17 protein-coding genes are annotated in these 15,979 nt (G+C 44.9%); 7 read left to right on the top strand and 10 right to left on the bottom strand.

The genetic code is table 11. From position 1 onward, the window contains the following. Nucleotides 1–3 precede the first annotated feature (3 nt). From ABDV94_RS13600 to ABDV94_RS13590, 3 genes are all read right to left on the bottom strand, one after another. Entirely contained in the window at nt 4–333 is a 330-nt protein-coding gene (locus ABDV94_RS13600) for a hypothetical protein (RefSeq protein ID WP_343747744.1), read from the bottom strand. A gap of 272 nt (nt 334–605) precedes the next feature. Continuing rightward, a complete protein-coding gene (dnaX, locus tag ABDV94_RS13595; protein WP_343747743.1) occupies nt 606–1,721 on the bottom strand; it encodes a DNA polymerase III subunit gamma/tau in 1,116 nt (371 codons plus the stop codon). A gap of 144 nt (nt 1,722–1,865) precedes the next feature. Next, nucleotides 1,866–2,888, bottom strand: coding sequence for a DUF6340 family protein (locus tag ABDV94_RS13590; protein WP_343747742.1), 1,023 nt, complete (start codon nt 2,886–2,888; stop codon nt 1,866–1,868). A gap of 125 nt (nt 2,889–3,013) precedes the next feature. Here ABDV94_RS13590 and ABDV94_RS13585 point away from each other — a divergent pair, with 125 nt between their 5' ends. From ABDV94_RS13585 to ABDV94_RS13575, 3 genes are read left to right on the top strand one after another with little or no spacing between them, the layout of a single operon-like run. Continuing rightward, the gene (locus tag ABDV94_RS13585) at nt 3,014–4,375 is read left to right on the top strand and encodes a pyridoxal-phosphate dependent enzyme (RefSeq protein WP_343747741.1); all 1,362 of its coding nucleotides are present in this window, start codon (nt 3,014–3,016) and stop codon (nt 4,373–4,375) included. 26 nt (nt 4,376–4,401) lie between these two features. After that, complete coding sequence (locus ABDV94_RS13580) at nt 4,402–5,160, top strand: helical backbone metal receptor (RefSeq protein ID WP_343747740.1); 759 nt, start codon at nt 4,402–4,404, stop codon at nt 5,158–5,160. Nucleotides 5,161–5,216: 56 nt separating this feature from the next. Then, complete coding sequence (locus tag ABDV94_RS13575; protein WP_343747739.1) at nt 5,217–5,666, top strand: DUF2141 domain-containing protein; 450 nt, start codon at nt 5,217–5,219, stop codon at nt 5,664–5,666. Nucleotides 5,667–5,857: 191 nt separating this feature from the next. Here ABDV94_RS13575 and ABDV94_RS13570 read toward each other — a convergent pair whose 3' ends face one another. Continuing rightward, nucleotides 5,858–7,210 carry a hypothetical protein gene (locus ABDV94_RS13570; RefSeq protein WP_343747738.1) on the bottom strand — a complete coding sequence of 451 codons (1,353 nt, stop codon included), beginning with the start codon at nt 7,208–7,210 and terminating at the stop codon, nt 5,858–5,860. Between the two features lie 42 nt (nt 7,211–7,252). On the opposite strand from ABDV94_RS13570, the gene ABDV94_RS13565 reads away from it, so the two are divergent. From ABDV94_RS13565 to ABDV94_RS13555, 3 genes are all read left to right on the top strand, one after another. Further along, the gene (locus ABDV94_RS13565; RefSeq protein WP_343747737.1) at nt 7,253–7,813 is read left to right on the top strand and encodes a 1-acyl-sn-glycerol-3-phosphate acyltransferase; all 561 of its coding nucleotides are present in this window, start codon (nt 7,253–7,255) and stop codon (nt 7,811–7,813) included. 64 nt (nt 7,814–7,877) lie between these two features. Further along, complete coding sequence (locus tag ABDV94_RS13560) at nt 7,878–8,666, top strand: HipA family kinase (protein WP_343747736.1); 789 nt, start codon at nt 7,878–7,880, stop codon at nt 8,664–8,666. Continuing rightward, nucleotides 8,653–9,027 (top strand): DUF3037 domain-containing protein, encoded by a 375-nt coding sequence (locus ABDV94_RS13555; RefSeq protein ID WP_343747735.1) that lies wholly within the window; start codon nt 8,653–8,655, stop codon nt 9,025–9,027. The genes ABDV94_RS13560 and ABDV94_RS13555 overlap by 14 nt, the downstream gene beginning before the upstream one ends. 94 nt (nt 9,028–9,121) lie before the next feature. Here the strand turns inward: ABDV94_RS13555 and ABDV94_RS13550 are convergent, their stop codons facing one another. Then, nucleotides 9,122–9,310, bottom strand: coding sequence for a DUF5522 domain-containing protein (locus ABDV94_RS13550; RefSeq protein ID WP_343747734.1), 189 nt, complete (start codon nt 9,308–9,310; stop codon nt 9,122–9,124). A 20-nt stretch (nt 9,311–9,330) separates the two neighbouring features. On the opposite strand from ABDV94_RS13550, the gene ABDV94_RS13545 reads away from it, so the two are divergent. Further along, nucleotides 9,331–10,233 carry a pyridoxal-phosphate dependent enzyme gene (locus ABDV94_RS13545; RefSeq protein ID WP_343747733.1) on the top strand — a complete coding sequence of 301 codons (903 nt, stop codon included), beginning with the start codon at nt 9,331–9,333 and terminating at the stop codon, nt 10,231–10,233. Between the two features lie 19 nt (nt 10,234–10,252). On the opposite strand, the gene ABDV94_RS13540 is transcribed toward ABDV94_RS13545, so the two are convergent. The 5 genes from ABDV94_RS13540 to ABDV94_RS13520 form a co-directional block, all read right to left on the bottom strand. Beyond that, entirely contained in the window at nt 10,253–10,834 is a 582-nt protein-coding gene (locus ABDV94_RS13540) for an NAD(P)H-dependent oxidoreductase (protein WP_343747732.1), read from the bottom strand. A 56-nt stretch (nt 10,835–10,890) separates the two neighbouring features. Further along, the gene (locus ABDV94_RS13535) at nt 10,891–11,460 is read right to left on the bottom strand and encodes a Crp/Fnr family transcriptional regulator (protein WP_343747731.1); all 570 of its coding nucleotides are present in this window, start codon (nt 11,458–11,460) and stop codon (nt 10,891–10,893) included. Between the two features lie 9 nt (nt 11,461–11,469). Further along, nucleotides 11,470–12,564 carry a hypothetical protein gene (locus ABDV94_RS13530; protein WP_343747730.1) on the bottom strand — a complete coding sequence of 365 codons (1,095 nt, stop codon included), beginning with the start codon at nt 12,562–12,564 and terminating at the stop codon, nt 11,470–11,472. Between the two features lie 63 nt (nt 12,565–12,627). Next, nucleotides 12,628–14,145: a T9SS type A sorting domain-containing protein gene (locus ABDV94_RS13525; RefSeq protein WP_343747729.1), complete on the bottom strand. Its 1,518-nt coding sequence runs from the start codon at nt 14,143–14,145 to the stop codon at nt 12,628–12,630. Nucleotides 14,146–14,416: 271 nt separating this feature from the next. After that, a complete protein-coding gene (locus tag ABDV94_RS13520; protein WP_343747728.1) occupies nt 14,417–15,931 on the bottom strand; it encodes a T9SS type A sorting domain-containing protein in 1,515 nt (504 codons plus the stop codon). Nucleotides 15,932–15,979: the final 48 nt, after the last annotated feature.

The raw sequence follows: 15,979 nt of genomic DNA, 5'->3' as shown, positions 1-15,979 counted from the left end.
GTTTTAATAATCAATGTCTAAGTTAAAACGATTCTTCAGATCAAAAAGGTTGCTGTTTTTCTTCGCTAATTTTTCAAATCGATCCGGACCATTCAAATATTTGACTTCTTCCGGTGCATCTTTCACCATTTCCAACTGAACAACCAGGTCATAATTCTGGATTTCTTTCCGGATGTAAGCCAATACGTCACCGATAGCACTTTCCAGGCGGGTCAGCTGGATGGTGTTGTCTACTTCGAACTGGAAAGTGGTTTCGTCCAGTTGAACCGGCTCGCGTTTGATCATTACGTGGTATACCTGATCCTGTCCGTTCAGCTTTTGGGTGTGCGCCATGGTTTTCCACAAACGGATCACGTCATCTTTATGGAATTCCTTTTTCGGCAGATCACTCGGAACAACATGCGCTTTCGCTTTTTGCTGTTCAACCAGATGATTGATCGATAAGTTGTTGGAGTTCAGATTTCCTGTGGGGGCAGCCAGTACTTTTGCTTCCGGTTTGGTAGAAAATGCAACGCGTTCAGGAGCTACTGACGGCTTGTTTACCGGCTTGCTGGGCTCGTTTCGTAAGCTCTGTCCGGCAAAGGGAATGATGGGAACAGGATCAGTTAAGGATTTTTTTTTTCCAGCTCAGATTTCACCGAACAAATCTGCATGAGCGTTAACTCGACCAGTAAGCGCTGATTTTTCGCTGATTTGTAATCGACATCCGCCTTACTGAGAACTCCCAGACAGCGGAGTGCCATGGCTGCATCTACTTTTTTAGCCTGCTCAACGAATAATTTTTCCGTTGATTCACCGACCTCCAGTAGGTTTGCTGTTCTCGGATCTTTGCAAATCAGCAGGTTTCTGAAATGTTCTGCCAGACCAACCAGGAAGTGATGTCCGTCGAACCCTTTTTCCATGACATCGTTAAACAACAGCAAACAAGCAGGAATATCCTCGTTTAATGCATTTTCCACGACCTTGAAATAGTAGTCGTGATCCAGTACGTTGAGGTTTTCCAGGACAGCTTTGTGAGTAATCGTCGTTCCGCAGAAGCTTACGATCTGGTCGAAAATGGAAAGCGCATCGCGCAAAGCACCGTCTGCTTTCTGAGCAATGAGATGCAGTGCATCCGGATCCGCCGAAATAGCTTCCTGGGTCGCAACGTGCGCCAGGTGATCCGCAATATCTTTTACTTTGATTCGCTGGAAGTCAAAAATCTGACAACGCGAGAGAATCGTAGGAAGAATCTTGTGTTTTTCAGTGGTCGCCAAAATGAAAATGGCATGTGCCGGCGGTTCTTCCAATGTTTTCAGGAACGCGTTAAATGCCGCTGTAGACAACATGTGAACCTCATCGATGATATACACCTTGTGTGTTCCCAGCTGCGGTGCAATGCGTACCTGGTCAATCAGGCCGCGGATATCATCCACTGAGTTGTTGGAAGCTGCATCCAGCTCATACACATTCAGGGAAGCGCCCTCATTGAACGAAAGACAACTTTCACACTGATCGCAGGCTTCAACCGTTTCTGTGCGGTTAAAACAGTTGATTGTTTTGGCTAAAATACGCGCAGTAGTTGTTTTACCAACTCCCCGTGAACCACAGAATAAGAAAGCCTGAGCCAAATGCTGGTTCTTAATTGCGTTTTTGAGTGTGTTGGTAATTGCCTTTTGCCCGACAACCGTATCAAAGGTTTGGGGTCTGTATTTTCTGGCAGAAACAACGAAATCCGACATGAGAACAAAATTAGCTAAACTTTTGCAAAGTTTGAATGCTGTTAATAACTATCGAAAGGTAAAAATGAAAAATATGCTGTTGGAATCGGTGAGAATGAGCGGTCCGTTCTGACCACTTTTAACTGGTCAGTGTTCACTTCTCCATTAAAGTTGTCCTTCCAGGCGTCCCTGTTCACGAATCCGTTTCTCCAGGATATTGGAATAGTCCAATGCTTCGCGTTTGCCGCCTTCCACATAGGATTTCTGAATCCAGGCTTTTGCATGGTCCAGGTCGTTCAGAACTTCATAAGCTAATGCCACATTATAGGCTGCGCGCGCTCTTATTTTCGACTTTGTATTGGATTCGTATTCGTTCAGCCAGGTTTTCAATGCGCCTTCCCAGTCCCTTGTCAAAGCTTGTCTCGAACCGATCTTCATACCGCCTTTACCGACATACATCATGCGTTGTTCCCAGAAATACAACGGAACCAGATCGTGAGCAAAGGATTCTCCGGTGAAATAACTAACAGAAATCAACGCTTCGTTTCGTTTGATTAACCTGGCGATAGCTTCCACTGGGTTGGTTGATCGCTGAATCCATGCCTGACTTTGTGCATAACGGTCCTCGTAAACGATCGTCCGGGTAGCAGGATCGTACAACCGGAAACCTGCTCTTGCTGTTGCTTTCCCGGTGACTTCCACCTGGGGTGATCCGTTTAATACGTTTTGAACTGCGTTCACCGCTGTTGCTGCCGGGTTGATAATACTGAAATCCGTATCGAAAAACTCCAGGACAAGCACAGCATTTGTTTCGTATCGCTTACAGATACTATCGATCTGTTCCCAGCTCATAGTTGTCCCGAAATCCGTACTGGAACTCTTGGAAGCAAGCATCGTACTGTCACATCGTTTAATCTGAAAACGCTGGCTGGTGCGGAGCAATTCGTCAATCCCGCGAATGCATTCAGAAGATAGTTCTTTGTCCTGTTTCGGGGTTTCGAGTGTCAAAGATCCTTCCAGGAGCCCCATTTTACCGGGAATGGAATGATTTAACAGGGCAAGTGAACGGATGTCTCTGCTCACGTTGATCGTTGCAGGTTTCTGAACCTGGATGCGCATGCCCTGCGTGGTTCTGCAAGAACTGAAAACCAGGAGGCTAAGGAGGCATACCGTAAGGATTTTTTTCATAGTTTTTTCGCTTAAAAGCAAAGATATTTTGATTGTTTGAATTTCGGTTGATTCCAGTTCATAATTTCTAAGTTTAGGGCTGGATAAACCAAATTAGTCTTCTATCTTTGCGTAAAATTCAGCACATGAAAGTTTATAACAATATATTGGAGACCATTGGTAACACACCTTTGGTGAAATTAAACAAGCTCACCAAGAACTGTAAGGCAACTGTTTTGGCGAAGGTTGAAACAACCAACCCGGGAAATTCCGTGAAAGACCGAATGGCTGTCAAAATGATCGAAGATGCTGAAAAGGCAGGATTGATTAAGCCGGGAGGAACCATCATCGAAGGAACTTCCGGAAATACAGGAATGGGACTTGCTTTGGGAGCGATTGTGAAAGGATATAAACTGATTTGTGTACTGAACGACAAACAGTCGAAAGAAAAAATGGATATCCTGCGTGCAGTTGGAGCTGAAGTAGTGGTTTGTCCTACTGCCGTTGAGCCTTCCGATCCACGTTCCTATTATTCGGTTTCCCGCCGTTTGGCTCAGGAAATCCCGAACTCCTGGTATGTAAACCAATACGATAACTTATCGAACCGCGAAGCACATTACGAGCAGACCGGTCCTGAAATCTGGGAACAAACAGATGGAAAAGTAACGCACTTTGTCGTTGGAGTAGGAACAGGAGGAACGATTTCAGGAGTTGGAAAATACCTGAAAGAGCAAAATCCGAATGTGAAAATCTGGGGAATTGATACCTACGGTTCTGTTTTCAAGAAATACAAAGAAACAGGGATTTTTGACGAAAACGAGATCTATCCGTACATCACAGAAGGAATCGGGGAGGACATTCTTCCTGCAAATGTGGATTTCGATGTGATCGATTTGTTTGAGAAAGTAACAGATAAAGATGCGGCAATCTACACACGCCGTTTGGCACGTGAAGAAGGAATTTTCGTCGGAAACTCTGCCGGAGCAGCGATCGGAGGATTAATCCAGTTGCAGGATCAGTTAACGGAAGACGATATCGTAGTGGTCTTGTTCCACGATCACGGAAGCCGTTACGTTGGGAAAATCTTCAACGACGACTGGATGCGTGAACGGGGATTCCTGGAAGAAGAATTTAAAACAGCAGAAGATGTCATCGCGCGTCATGCAGATTTGCCTTTGGTGACCTTGTACTCCGAAGAGCTGGTATCGCACGCGATCATGAAAATGCGCAAATACAATATTTCCCAGATTCCGGTTTTGAGAGACGGTGAACTGGTAGGTTCCCTGAATGATTCCCAGGTATACCAATTGTTGATCGACAATCCGGCACTGAGAGACACTCCGATTTCAAAAATCATGCAGAAACCTTTCCCGGTTGTTGCTTCAACAGCGAAAATGGAAGAAGTGGCGAAATTGATTAACGAACAAACTCCTGCAGTAATCGTTGAACGGGCAAACGGAGACAAGAAGATTTTAACTCGTCAGGACATTATTGCTTCGTTGGCATAGTGAAAAAAATCCGATATACAGATCAAATGCAGCGAACGGTGGAAGTCAATTCCACCGTTTCGCGTATAGTGTCATTGGTTCCTTCCCAAACAGAATTGCTTGTTGACCTGGGGTTGAGAGAAAAACTGGTCGGAGTGACCAAATTCTGTATTCATCCCACGGAACTGCGACGGGAAGTGCAGCAGATCGGAGGAACCAAAAATGCCAAAATTGATCGGATTCGTTCCCTGAAACCGGATTTGATTATCGGAAACAAGGAAGAAAATAACCGGGCTGATATCGAAGCACTGGAAAAAGAATTCCCGGTGTGGATGAGTGATGTTTTCAACCTGGAAGACGCCCTCGATATGCTGATGAGAATCGGGGAGCTGACCGGAACAGAAGCAAAGGCTCTTGAATTGAAGGAATCGATTATCCAAAACTTCGACCAACTCAAAACTTTGAAATCGACCGGTAAGAGTGTGCTCTACCTGATTTGGAAAGATCCGTACATCGCCGCAGGGAAAAACACCTTTATTGATTCCATGCTGAAAACACTGGGATTTGAAAATGCGGTATCGGAAGAACGTTACCCGGAAGCGGTACTGGAAACGCTCGTTCCCGATTATATATTCCTGAGTTCAGAACCTTATCCGTTTAAGGAAAAACACCTGGAAGCGTTGCAGGAGCAGTTTCCTGCGAGTAAAATCATCCTGGTGGACGGAGAATATTTCTCATGGTATGGTTCGCGTCTGCTCGGTGCACCGGCCTACTTTTTGAAATTGTTAAATCTGCTTCACAACTGAAAGAATTTGAAGGGAATCAGTTAGTTTTATGCGAGCATATCTATTTTGTACTTACCATGAAAAGATTCGTTTTTCCTTTTATCCTGTTTGCTTTTGTCTGCCTGGTGTCGCTTTCGTTTACATCACCTTCAACGAGTTACTACTCCATTACGGTCAAAGTAACCAATATCCGCAACAACTCGGGTAAACTTCAATTGCAGATCTACCGTACGGCGGAGAACTTTAAGAAAGAGATTCCGTGGAAAGTACGTTTGTTTGAAAAGGATGCGGTGAAGAATAACACGATGACTTGTGTCATTACCGGAATTGAACCCGGAGAATACGGTGTCGCACTGCTCGATGACGAAAACGCAAATAAGGAAATGGACTACAGCATGTTTGTTCCGGATGAAGGCTTCGGCTTCTCAGACTACTACCACACGGCATGGAGCAAACCGAAATTCGAGAGCTTCAAATTCCAGCTGAAAGAAGACAAAACCGTTACGATTAAAGTACGCTACGTTTAATCCAAGCCAATTTTAGCCCTCAGACTTCGTCGTGAGCTCAGCCGAACGATCTCGTTGATAACGCAGATCAATTAGACTTGGTGATGTTTTCAAATGATAACTCTTTGTGGTTTATTCAAGTCTGGTTACTTATGTGGTTTTGGTTTAAAACAGACAAACTCTCTGCGTCTTTGCATTAAAATAAAAAACGATTAAAGCTCAAAGACCCCCAATCCGAAAACCATTTTAGAAAGCTCGTGGAGCGGCTGTCTCTTTTCCCGGAATTGAATGTTACCATTTACCACATACTGATTTCCCTTTCCTGGCTTGAGATCGATCCGGATAGAACGCGTGCTTTTCAGGAAATCATTGATGGCTTTTACAGGCCCTGAATTTTCAATGATAGCAGTCACAAACGTACCGCCGTAAATCTGGGTTGCTTTTTCCAGTTTTCCTTTCACAAAGAAAATATCGTTGCCGGAGTAGGGAACAACTGCTTTCGGATCAACCCCGATGAAATAGCAGTTTGGTGCAAGTTGCTTGAGTTGGAAAGAGATTTCCCCGAAACTCAAACGCAGGTTTTCTCTTCGGGCGGAAGCAGGGAATGCTTTCCAGAGTTCTTCCACCTTACAGTCACTTTTGGTTTGAACGACCAGGTTCATAACGGGAACAGGAAGGTAACCGTAAAAGTTTGGCAAACTGTCTTTTGAATCTTCCAGAGCCGTTCCATTCAGATCAACTGCATACGCTTCGATGTCGGTGAAATGAGGCAGGTCTTTCGGGAAGAACTGGAGTAAAGTGTCAGGGAGAGAACCCACCTGCAAACGCGAATAGATGTAAACACCTTTCGGATTCAAACCAAATCGGAGAGCCGGAGCCGGCTTTTTCGGGTAGGTCAGCGTTCCTTCCAGGTTGATTTCACTGTTTTGGTACTGGATCGATACATCTGCTGCGGAAAAACCACTTTCTCCCGGGGTATTCTTCCAGTTTACGGCGATGAACTCATTCTTTTCCGGAACAGCTTTGTGCAATTCCCGGAACGGAGCGTTCAGTACATCATTCAATACTGTTTTCAGTTCGGATGTACTGGCTTTCTCACCTTTAACCTGGTGCACATAAATCCCGCAACGGTCTTTTGCCCCACCGGTTTGATTGATTCTGCAATAGTCTGCAATATTTCTGCTGAAAGCCGGGCCATTCAGAGTTTGAACCGCGATGACCAGGAACCCTTTGTTGTTTCGTTCGATGTTGTAGAGCACAATATCCTCCTGGAAGTCAATAAACAACGGCTTTTTATCCGAATTCGAATTGCTGGCGCGTTCGATCAGGTCTCTGACCTGCTGAATAAAAGCATCGTCTTTTTCCGTGAAGAGCGTGTGATAAATCTCTGTCTTCACAAACGATTCGGCATCCATTCTCACAACCCAGCGGCTGTCTTTCGGAATTGGCACGAACGGATTGCTGTGATTATTCGAAAGCAGGTTGATGCAAATAAAAATCAATAAACTGGATGCTGTGAGCAGCACGACGAGGAAAGCAGCATAAATGCGTTTTTTTATTTGCATGATATAAAGGTAATTTTTTACTTGAAATTGTACCTTTGTTTCATGGGAAAATTCTTTTTCTGGGTACTGAAGGTATTCGGTTGGAAAATAGACAGTCATACTCCGGTTGGAGTAGATAAAGCCGTAGTAGTTGTGGGCCCGCATACTTCAAATTGGGACTTTGTGATCGGTAAAATGGCATTTGCACACTACAAGGTGAATGCCAAGTTTCTGATCAAGAAAGACTTGTTTTTTTTCCCGCTGGGAATCATCCTGAAAGCCCTGGGAGGAATTCCGGTTGACCGAAAGAAGAAAAACAAAAACATTACCGAGCAGGCGGTCAATTATTTCAAAGACAACGAAAAGTGTTTCCTGGTTTTTACACCCGAAGGAACCCGGAGCTACCAGCCTCACTGGAAAAAAGGATTTTATTTCATTGCACAGAATGCAGGTGTTCCGATCTACATTGCCTACATTGATTACAAACGGAAAATCGGTGGATTTCACTCCCTGTTTGTTCCAACCGGTGATGCAGAAGCGGATATCAAATACATCAAGAACATTTTAGCGGAATACACGGGAAAAGTTCCTGAAAACGGTATTCGAAAAATCGAAGACGAGTAATGATCCCGGATGCCCGGGATTGGCGCGAAGATTACGAGGGTAAAAATAGAGATGATATAAAAGGATGTCTGATTTTTTAAGAACAGTCAACGTCACGCGGTATATTTCGCCTTTGCGTGAAGGAGGTTCGCTTCCGGCTTTGGTCGATGCGGACGATGATTTTAAGTACGTACTCAAATTTCGTGGTGCAGGTCATGGAGTCAAAGCCCTGATCTCGGAATTCCTCGGTGGAGAGATTGCACGGATTCTGGGATTCAAAGTCCCGGAACTGGTTTTTGTGAACCTGGATGAGGATTTCGGAAGGTCAGAGGCCGACGAAGAAATCCAGGATTTGTTGCGCGGAAGTCACGGGTTGAATTTGGGACTGCACTTTCTGTCGGGAGCTATTACATTTGATCCGGTTGTGACAAAAGTAGACGAAGACACAGCTTCCCGTATTGTTTGGCTGGATGCGTTTATTACGAATATCGACCGCACGTTCCGGAATACCAATATGCTGATCTGGAAACGGGAATTGTGGCTGATTGATCACGGCGCGGCATTTTATTTTCACCATACCTGGGAAAACTGGGAGAAAACGGCAATCAGCAATTTTGTATATGTAAAGGATCATGTTCTGCTTCCCCAGGCATCAAAAATGGACGAAGCGAATACCTTTTGTAAATCGAAACTAAACGAGGAAAACCTGAACCGTTTGGTCGATGCGATTCCTGAGTCATGGCTTCATTGGGACGATTTGGATGCGTCACCGGATGAGATCAGAGCGGTCTATAAACAGTTTTTGAATCTCCGCCTGGCACATTCCGACAATTTTGTAAACGAAGCTAAAAATGCACGCAATGTTCTTATATGAGTACGCTGTAATCCGTCTGGTGCCTCAGGTAGAACGGGAAGAATTCATCAACGTGGGGATTATTTTGTTCTCCAAGAAGCAACGATTCATTCAAACGAAGATTGAGCTTCCGGAAGAACGTTTGCGTTTATTCAAGTGCGAATTGGATATTGAACAGGTCAAATCGAACCTGCGGGCTTTTGAACTGATCAGTGCAGGGGCAAAAGAAGGTGGTCCGATTGCGTGTGAAGAATTACCGGAACGATTCCGCTGGCTCACAGCAGTACGCAGTTCCATTATTCAAACGTCACGGCCACACCCGGGAAAAACATCCGATCTGCAGAAAGAAGTGGAGCGCTTGTTCGAGGAATACGTGTCTTGAATTGAGAATTGAAAAGGTAAAATTGAAAAGAGGAATTATTTTAAATCGGTAAAACTTTCTTATCAATTGTCAATGATCCATTTTCAATTTGAGTTCACTTCTTAAACGAGTCGGTTTTCTTATCATACCCATAAGGGCAGTGTCTGCAGCCGCTTTTACAGCAGTGACCGCGTTTCAAATGATACTTTTCGGTAAAAACAATGTATCCTTCCGGAGTGTAATAGAAATCATCCGGGTCTAAACCGTTATTTTTGGGAAGCGGACGAAAATCATCATCAATCATACAACAAAATTAAGCATTTCATGGAGCTCTTCGATACTTCCAAATCCATTTTACAGGAAATCAAACTGGATGAAGCTACCTTCGGTAAGGTGAAGCTGCTTGTCAAGCGCGATGATTTGATTCACCCGGAAGTTTCGGGCAATAAATGGCGAAAGCTGAAGTACAACATCGAACTGGCTCAGTTTCAGAAAAAAGATGGAATTCTGACCTTCGGCGGAGCATATTCCAATCACTTGCTGGCAACGGCTTCGGCATGTAACCGGGCGGGGTTGAAATCCATCGGTTTGGTGCGGGGAGAAGAATTGAATACCTCCAGTAATGAGAACCTCAAAAGGTGTTCCGAACTGGGAATGGAATTGAAATTTATATCCCGGGCAGAGTACGATGACCGCAACGACAAAATTGCCCAGGAAGCCTGGAAAGAAGAATATCCGTTTTACCTGCTGGTTCCGGAAGGGGGAAGTAACTTTTACGGAATGGCCGGATGCCAGGAATTGTGGAAAGAACTTCCGGATGAGGTAGACCACTTGTTTGTTGCCCAGGGAACAACCGCTACCAGCTGTGGATTGGCAGCTGGCAGAAAAGAACACACCTGCATGCATGTGGTTCCGGCTCTCAAAGGATTTGATGCATTGCGTGAAATGCGCAAACTCCTGTTCCCGTTTTTGGTCGATCCGGATGCGATCGAAGAAAGCCTGAGCCGGGTGGAGGTGCACCCGGATTTTCATTTCGGCGGCTATGGAAAATGGAACGAAGAATTACTGGATTTCATTCGTTTCTGTGAACAGACATACGATTTACCGCTCGACAAAGTGTATACCGGTAAGGCCTTTTTCGCGTTAATAGAATGGCTCAAACTTCAGCAGTTCCAAACTCCGCAAACCGTTGTTTTTCTTCACACGGGCGGGTTGGCAAACGGATGAAACCAGAAAGAAAAATTCCCTATTTTAACTTCCGTCCCCAATGTTCGACCTTTTCCAACCATTTAGCCCGCATTTCAGGCTTGGAATTTTTAATAATCCCGATATAATTCACCTTCACCGGACTCACTCCGCAAAATTGTAGGGTAGAGCGTTTCAACTGGTTCACGCTGGGTCTTCTGAAATAGAAACGGTAAAACCAGCCGGGTTGATCCAGGGTTGTGATGATATGTCCCGTTTTTCCTTTCAGTAGTTTATCCCACAAACTGGAATTTTCGCGATACTGAAACGTGAAACCAGGAAGAAACAAGCGGTCGATGAATCCTTTGGTGATTGCCGGCAAACCTCCCCACCAAACCGGGTGAATCCAAACCAGGTGTTCGGCCCACTGGATTTTTTCCCAGGCTTCCAGCAAATCCGGTTCGAGTTCTGTTCGTTTTTGATAACCGAATTTCAGGTTGGGATCGAAATCAAGGTCGGCAATAACAATTTCTTTGATTGCCGCTCCGGATGCCGCTGCACCTTTCCGGTAAGCTTCTGCAATGCCGAAGTTGAATGAATCTGGGTTGGGGTGTCCGTTAATGATCAGGATTCGTTTACTCATATACTTTGAATTTGAGCAAAGTTACGGGGACCTGATTCCTTAAAAAAGGACATATGTCACAAAACGACCTGTTTCCGGATCCGGCTCAAATGTCGTTGTGTAATTCCAAGATAGGAAGCAAGGTGTTGAAGTGGAATTTGTTGAATGTACTCCGGCTGGTTCTCAATCAGATCCCGGTAACGTTTTTGTGCAGAATCCCGCTGTAATTGAAACACCCGGCCTTCCAGTTCCAGGTATTGTTGTTCGGCAACGATTTTCAGGAAAAGTGTCCATTTCGGGTTTTGTGCTTCGAGTTTTTCAATTTCGGTGCGCCGGATCACGAGCAGTTCTCCGTCCGAAAGTGCCTGCAGGTTTTCCATACTCGGACTTCCGGTAATGAAAGCCGAATAAGCCGTCATAAACTCCTGCCGGAAGCGGAAACAATAGGTCACTTCTTCTCCCGTTTCCGAGATATAAAAAGAGCGGAATGTACCGGAAACAATAAATGCCACTTCCGAACAGGATTCACCTTCCCGGATGAAATAATCGGATTTTTGAACCTTCCGGGGCGTATATAATTTCAGAACCTGGTCAATCTCCTCTTCTGAAAAAATGCCAAAGCGTTCCAGGTATGATTTCAACTGCATGAATCAAAGTTACAGTTTTCGTGCAAAAGATCGTTTGAAAGACGTGGTGATTTGGTGAATACCCAGCCAGTAAACAGGCATCACAATGACGTAGAGAAAAACAACCAGGAAGGTGTAGCCGTGATACCTGCCGGCATGCATCCCGATCGCCGAATCGATGACATCATAGCTGAACGTATAACCGGCAAGGATGACAAAAGGAATGAGAATACTTCCCGCAACAACTACAAAAGACGAAAGAATCATTTTACTACGTTTGATCAGGAACCGGATGACCCCAATGTGCAGCAAGATTAAGACCAGTCCGAAAATAAGCGTTAGTCCGAGCGGGGAAATCCCGATCAATAATCCGGCAAAATTGCTGGGTTTTGGTTGGTAGCTCAACTCAATATAATCAGAAGGGATGCCTTTGAACGTCCAGTGGGCGGTTTGCTTCAAGCTTCCGGAATCCGGTTTCCCAAGGTTTGAATGAATGGTTTCCTTAAAAGCAGAAGCATCGATCGAAACATACAGTTCGTGAAACGATTTCCATTCGCGGGCGGGAGAGAGGAAATAGCGAAAACTGTATTTCTTGAGCCAACCCGAACGATCAGCCCACACGCCGCCGACGTACTCAACGGAAATCTGATGCACGCCTTTGGATAAGTCCACTTCAAAGTAAACAAAATCTGAAAGTGGAAAATACCTCCCGGAATGAACGTCATAGCGTACCAACAATTCTGTTGGAAAAGGGCTGTCCGTTTTTCTAAAAGCATCCGAAAAACCATCGAACCGCTTCAAGGTGTCCTGGGGAGAAAGGGGAACTTCTTTTAATTCAACTGCTTTTCCATCAAGCCATACTTTGAATTTTCCCAGATAATCCCGCGCATGAAAAAGCAGAGGAATTTGTACTCCTCCGCTTTCAGTTCGAATCGTATATTCAACCTGGTAAAAGGCCTTGTTGAAGTATTTATCAATGCTGATCCGGATATTTTCATTCAAAATGGCGATGTCTTTACTGGAAATTGCAGTAATAGCATGCGTTCCCTCCTGGATAGGGGAAGCCATATTTGCCAGGCACAGGTTGCTGATGAATACGAAAAATGCCAGGATGTATTTTACCATAAACCAAAAGAACGGATTTTCCGGTCAATTGGTAAGTCAAATACGGTTTGATTTAAAATTAAATTAGTGCTTGACTACAGCAACACGCTGTTGTTCTCCCGATTTTACGTAAAAAACCAGGTGATACATCCCGTTTGCGAGATCCCCCAACTGCAATGAATTATTCTCAACCGCTTCAAAGCGTTTCACTTCGCGTCCTGAAGCGTCAAAGAGTGTAATCCCGGAAAGTTCCGAAGCGGGAACCGAAAACGTCAGCTGATCATTGAACGGATTCGGATAAACGGAAATCGTTTCCAACGTGTGCTCCGAGATACCGACCGTTTGGCTCATATCGATCCCGACAAGCATGAAAGAAGCATCGTCTCCGGTAAATCGCGAAGAGCCGCCTACGATTAGTTTGGTGGGAGTTGCAAGTGTCATACTTTGAAAGTATTCACTGTAGGGAGAAATATCTGCCGTAAAGATTCCGTTCCCGTTGAAGTTTTGATCCAATGTTCCGTCGGTATTCAGGCGTGTAATGACAAATCCGTAATTGTAATCCGAGATTAGCTTGCTTCCGCCCAGGAGGATTTTTCCATCGGGTTGAATCCGCATGTCCTGTGAGCGGTGTGTGTGGGTGAGGATTCCGTTTGTAGCAAATGCGGGATCCAATGTCCCGTTTGCCTGAAGTTTGAGAATGGTTCCCGTCAATGATTGAGCATTCAGGATGATTTTTCCGCCAGGTAATTCGACAGCTTTGGAAACAAGCTCTACAACCGGATCGATGACCGTATCGCTGTCGAAGGTATCGAAAATGGCTTTTCCTCCCTGACCGAAAGCAGTTACAAAATTTCCCTGGGAATTGACTTTAGCACAGGTAATCTTGGTGTTTGACCAGTCGCTGTTTTCGTAACCGTAAACCAAGGTATTGCCGTCGCTGAGCATGATTCCTCCCCAGCAGATGAGCTGATAGTTGGCATCACCGATGTATTTCACCCCGGTTCCCGAACCATAGCTTGTGTCGAGAACACCGCTGGAAGTCAATTTGGTAATACAACACTGATAACCCGCATTTCCGGCCAACAGGATAGAGCCGTTGCTTTGAAGCAAAATAGAGTTCAGATGACTGTCGTAATGGTCGAAAAGGAAAATACCGTTTGTCCCGAAACCGGAATCGAGTGTTCCGTTCGGAAGGTAGCGAACCACAAATGTACGGTAATCACCCGGACCGGATTGTGTTGGCCCAAGGTAGGCAGAACCGCCCACCAGGATTTTTCCGTCGGGTTGAAGAACAATATCGTAAGGCATTTCGGAATAGTTGACAGCAGTAGTTACGACGCCGTTTGTCCCGAAACCGGAAGCAATGCTTCCGTTGCTGTTGTGTTTGGAAACGGTTAGGTGGTAAATACCGATTCCTCCGTTCTGAATGGTATAACCGGCGCTGAAGACCGAACCGTCAGAGGCAGTTGTTACGACATTAATCTCAGAGGTATTGGGAGTAATTACCACTCCGGAATTCCCGAAGGTATTGTCCAGTGAAACAGTTTGAGCACCCGCACTCAGAATAGGGAAGATGAAAAAGCATGTAAAGAAGGTTTTCATGTGCATTGATTTTATTTTGAATCAATACAAAACATAAAATAGAAAGGTTGTCCGGGGAGCAAAAAGAAGGAGATATTTGTTCGTTGGATCACATAGGTACATAGAACCACCGGTTTACTTTGAAAAATCAATCACTTTTTTTCCCACAGAGGCACGCAGATAAACATGTGTATATCATCTGTTTTTAAACAATAATTCTTAGCGTCCTTTGTTCCTTTGCGGTTCATTCAAGTCGGATGATTTATGTGGTTCTATGTACCTGTGTAGTTAATTAATTTGATTGTTTCATCAATTTTTTACTGATCCGTTCATTCTGATCCAGCAGGAAAACAGCCTGGTAAATTCCGGGCGCAAGATGATCCAGAAAGAGTTTGGTATTGGGATCGTTTACCTGGAAATGATTGACTATTCTTCCCGAAGCATCGATTAACTGAATACTTGTAACTGACTGTTTTTCTGAGGTAATGCTTAATTCGCTTGAAAAAGGGTTGGGATAAACCGAGATATCTCCTGCCTTGTTTTCGTCCAGGTGAAGCGTATGGCTCATATCGATTTTCGCCAGTGCAAAATTGGGACTGAAACTCAAAAGGCGCCCCACTCCGGTAGCCAGCAGGTGATCCTGGTCGACCAAAATCATAGACTTGAGTAGATCCGATCTGGTGGAGAGATCAGCTTCAAATGTACCTGTTCCGTTGAATCCGGGATCAATTGTTCCATCGCTGTTGAAGCGGGAAACAGACATGCCGTAATTGTTGGTGGAAATGATGACACTGCCTCCGATCAGGATTTTTCCGTTTTGGAGTACAAGCATGTCGTTAAAGGGAAGCGTGTGATGCAATACGCCGTTTGTTCCGAAAGTGCTGTCTGGTATTCCGTCAGCGAGGATTTTTAAAATGATCTTGTCTGATGCGCTTCCGGCAAGAATGATGGTTCCATCGGGTAATTCCCGGGCTTTTGAAAGCATCTCCGATACGTTTTGCCCCGCATCCAGGTTAAAGGAAGCTTTTCCGTTTTGTCCGAATGACGAAACAAAATTGCCCAGTGAATCGATTTTTGCGCAGGTCACACTACTGTTGGAAATAGTGGTGGCGTTCATCCCGTAACACAAGAGGTAGCCGTCGTTCAACCGGATTCCACCGCTATTGATGAAAAAGTAATTCGTGAGATCGCTGATGGTTTTGACACCGTTGATTCCGTAATTGATATCACGTACTCCGCCGGAAGTCAGCCTGGTGAGACGGGTCAGGTTGTCAGCATTCCCGATGAGTAGCAGCGAGCCGTCACTTTGTAAGATGATGGAAGTATATTGACTGTCGGTGTAATGTGTTTCCCTAAAAATCCCGTTCGATGCGAAACCGTAGTCGATCAGTCCGTTTGAATGGTAACGAATCACGAAAGCCGTGAAGAGATCCTGTCCGCCCGAACTTTGTCCCTGGTAAGTGGTTCCGGCAAGCAGGATTTTCCCGTCGGGTTGAATTTCGAGATCCAGAACCAAGTCAGAGTTTCCCACTGGAGTATAGGTAATTCCACCGGTACCGAAACTGGTTTCAAGTGTTCCGTCTGCCCGGTGTTTGGTGATGGTTGCGTAATAACCTCCGGTGTTGGTATTGATTGTGAAACCGGCGCTGATAATCGTTCCGTCAGGATTCAGAATGCTCTTGTTGATTTCGGATGTGTTTTCAACGGTTGCGATCCCGTCAGTTCCGAAATCCGGATCAAGGATGATGTTTTGAGAAAAGACAGGTAAGCAGCAGAGGAGTGTAAAAAAAGAAATAGTAGTTCTCATCGTGTTTTCGTTTAGCGTTATAAAGAAACAGAACGTTCGAAAACCGTT

Origin of the sequence: Fluviicola sp. (assembly GCF_039596355.1) — a bacterium.
Classification (GTDB): Bacteria; Bacteroidota; Bacteroidia; order Flavobacteriales_D; family Crocinitomicaceae; genus Fluviicola.
This window is presented reverse-complemented; position numbering and strand designations above follow the sequence as displayed.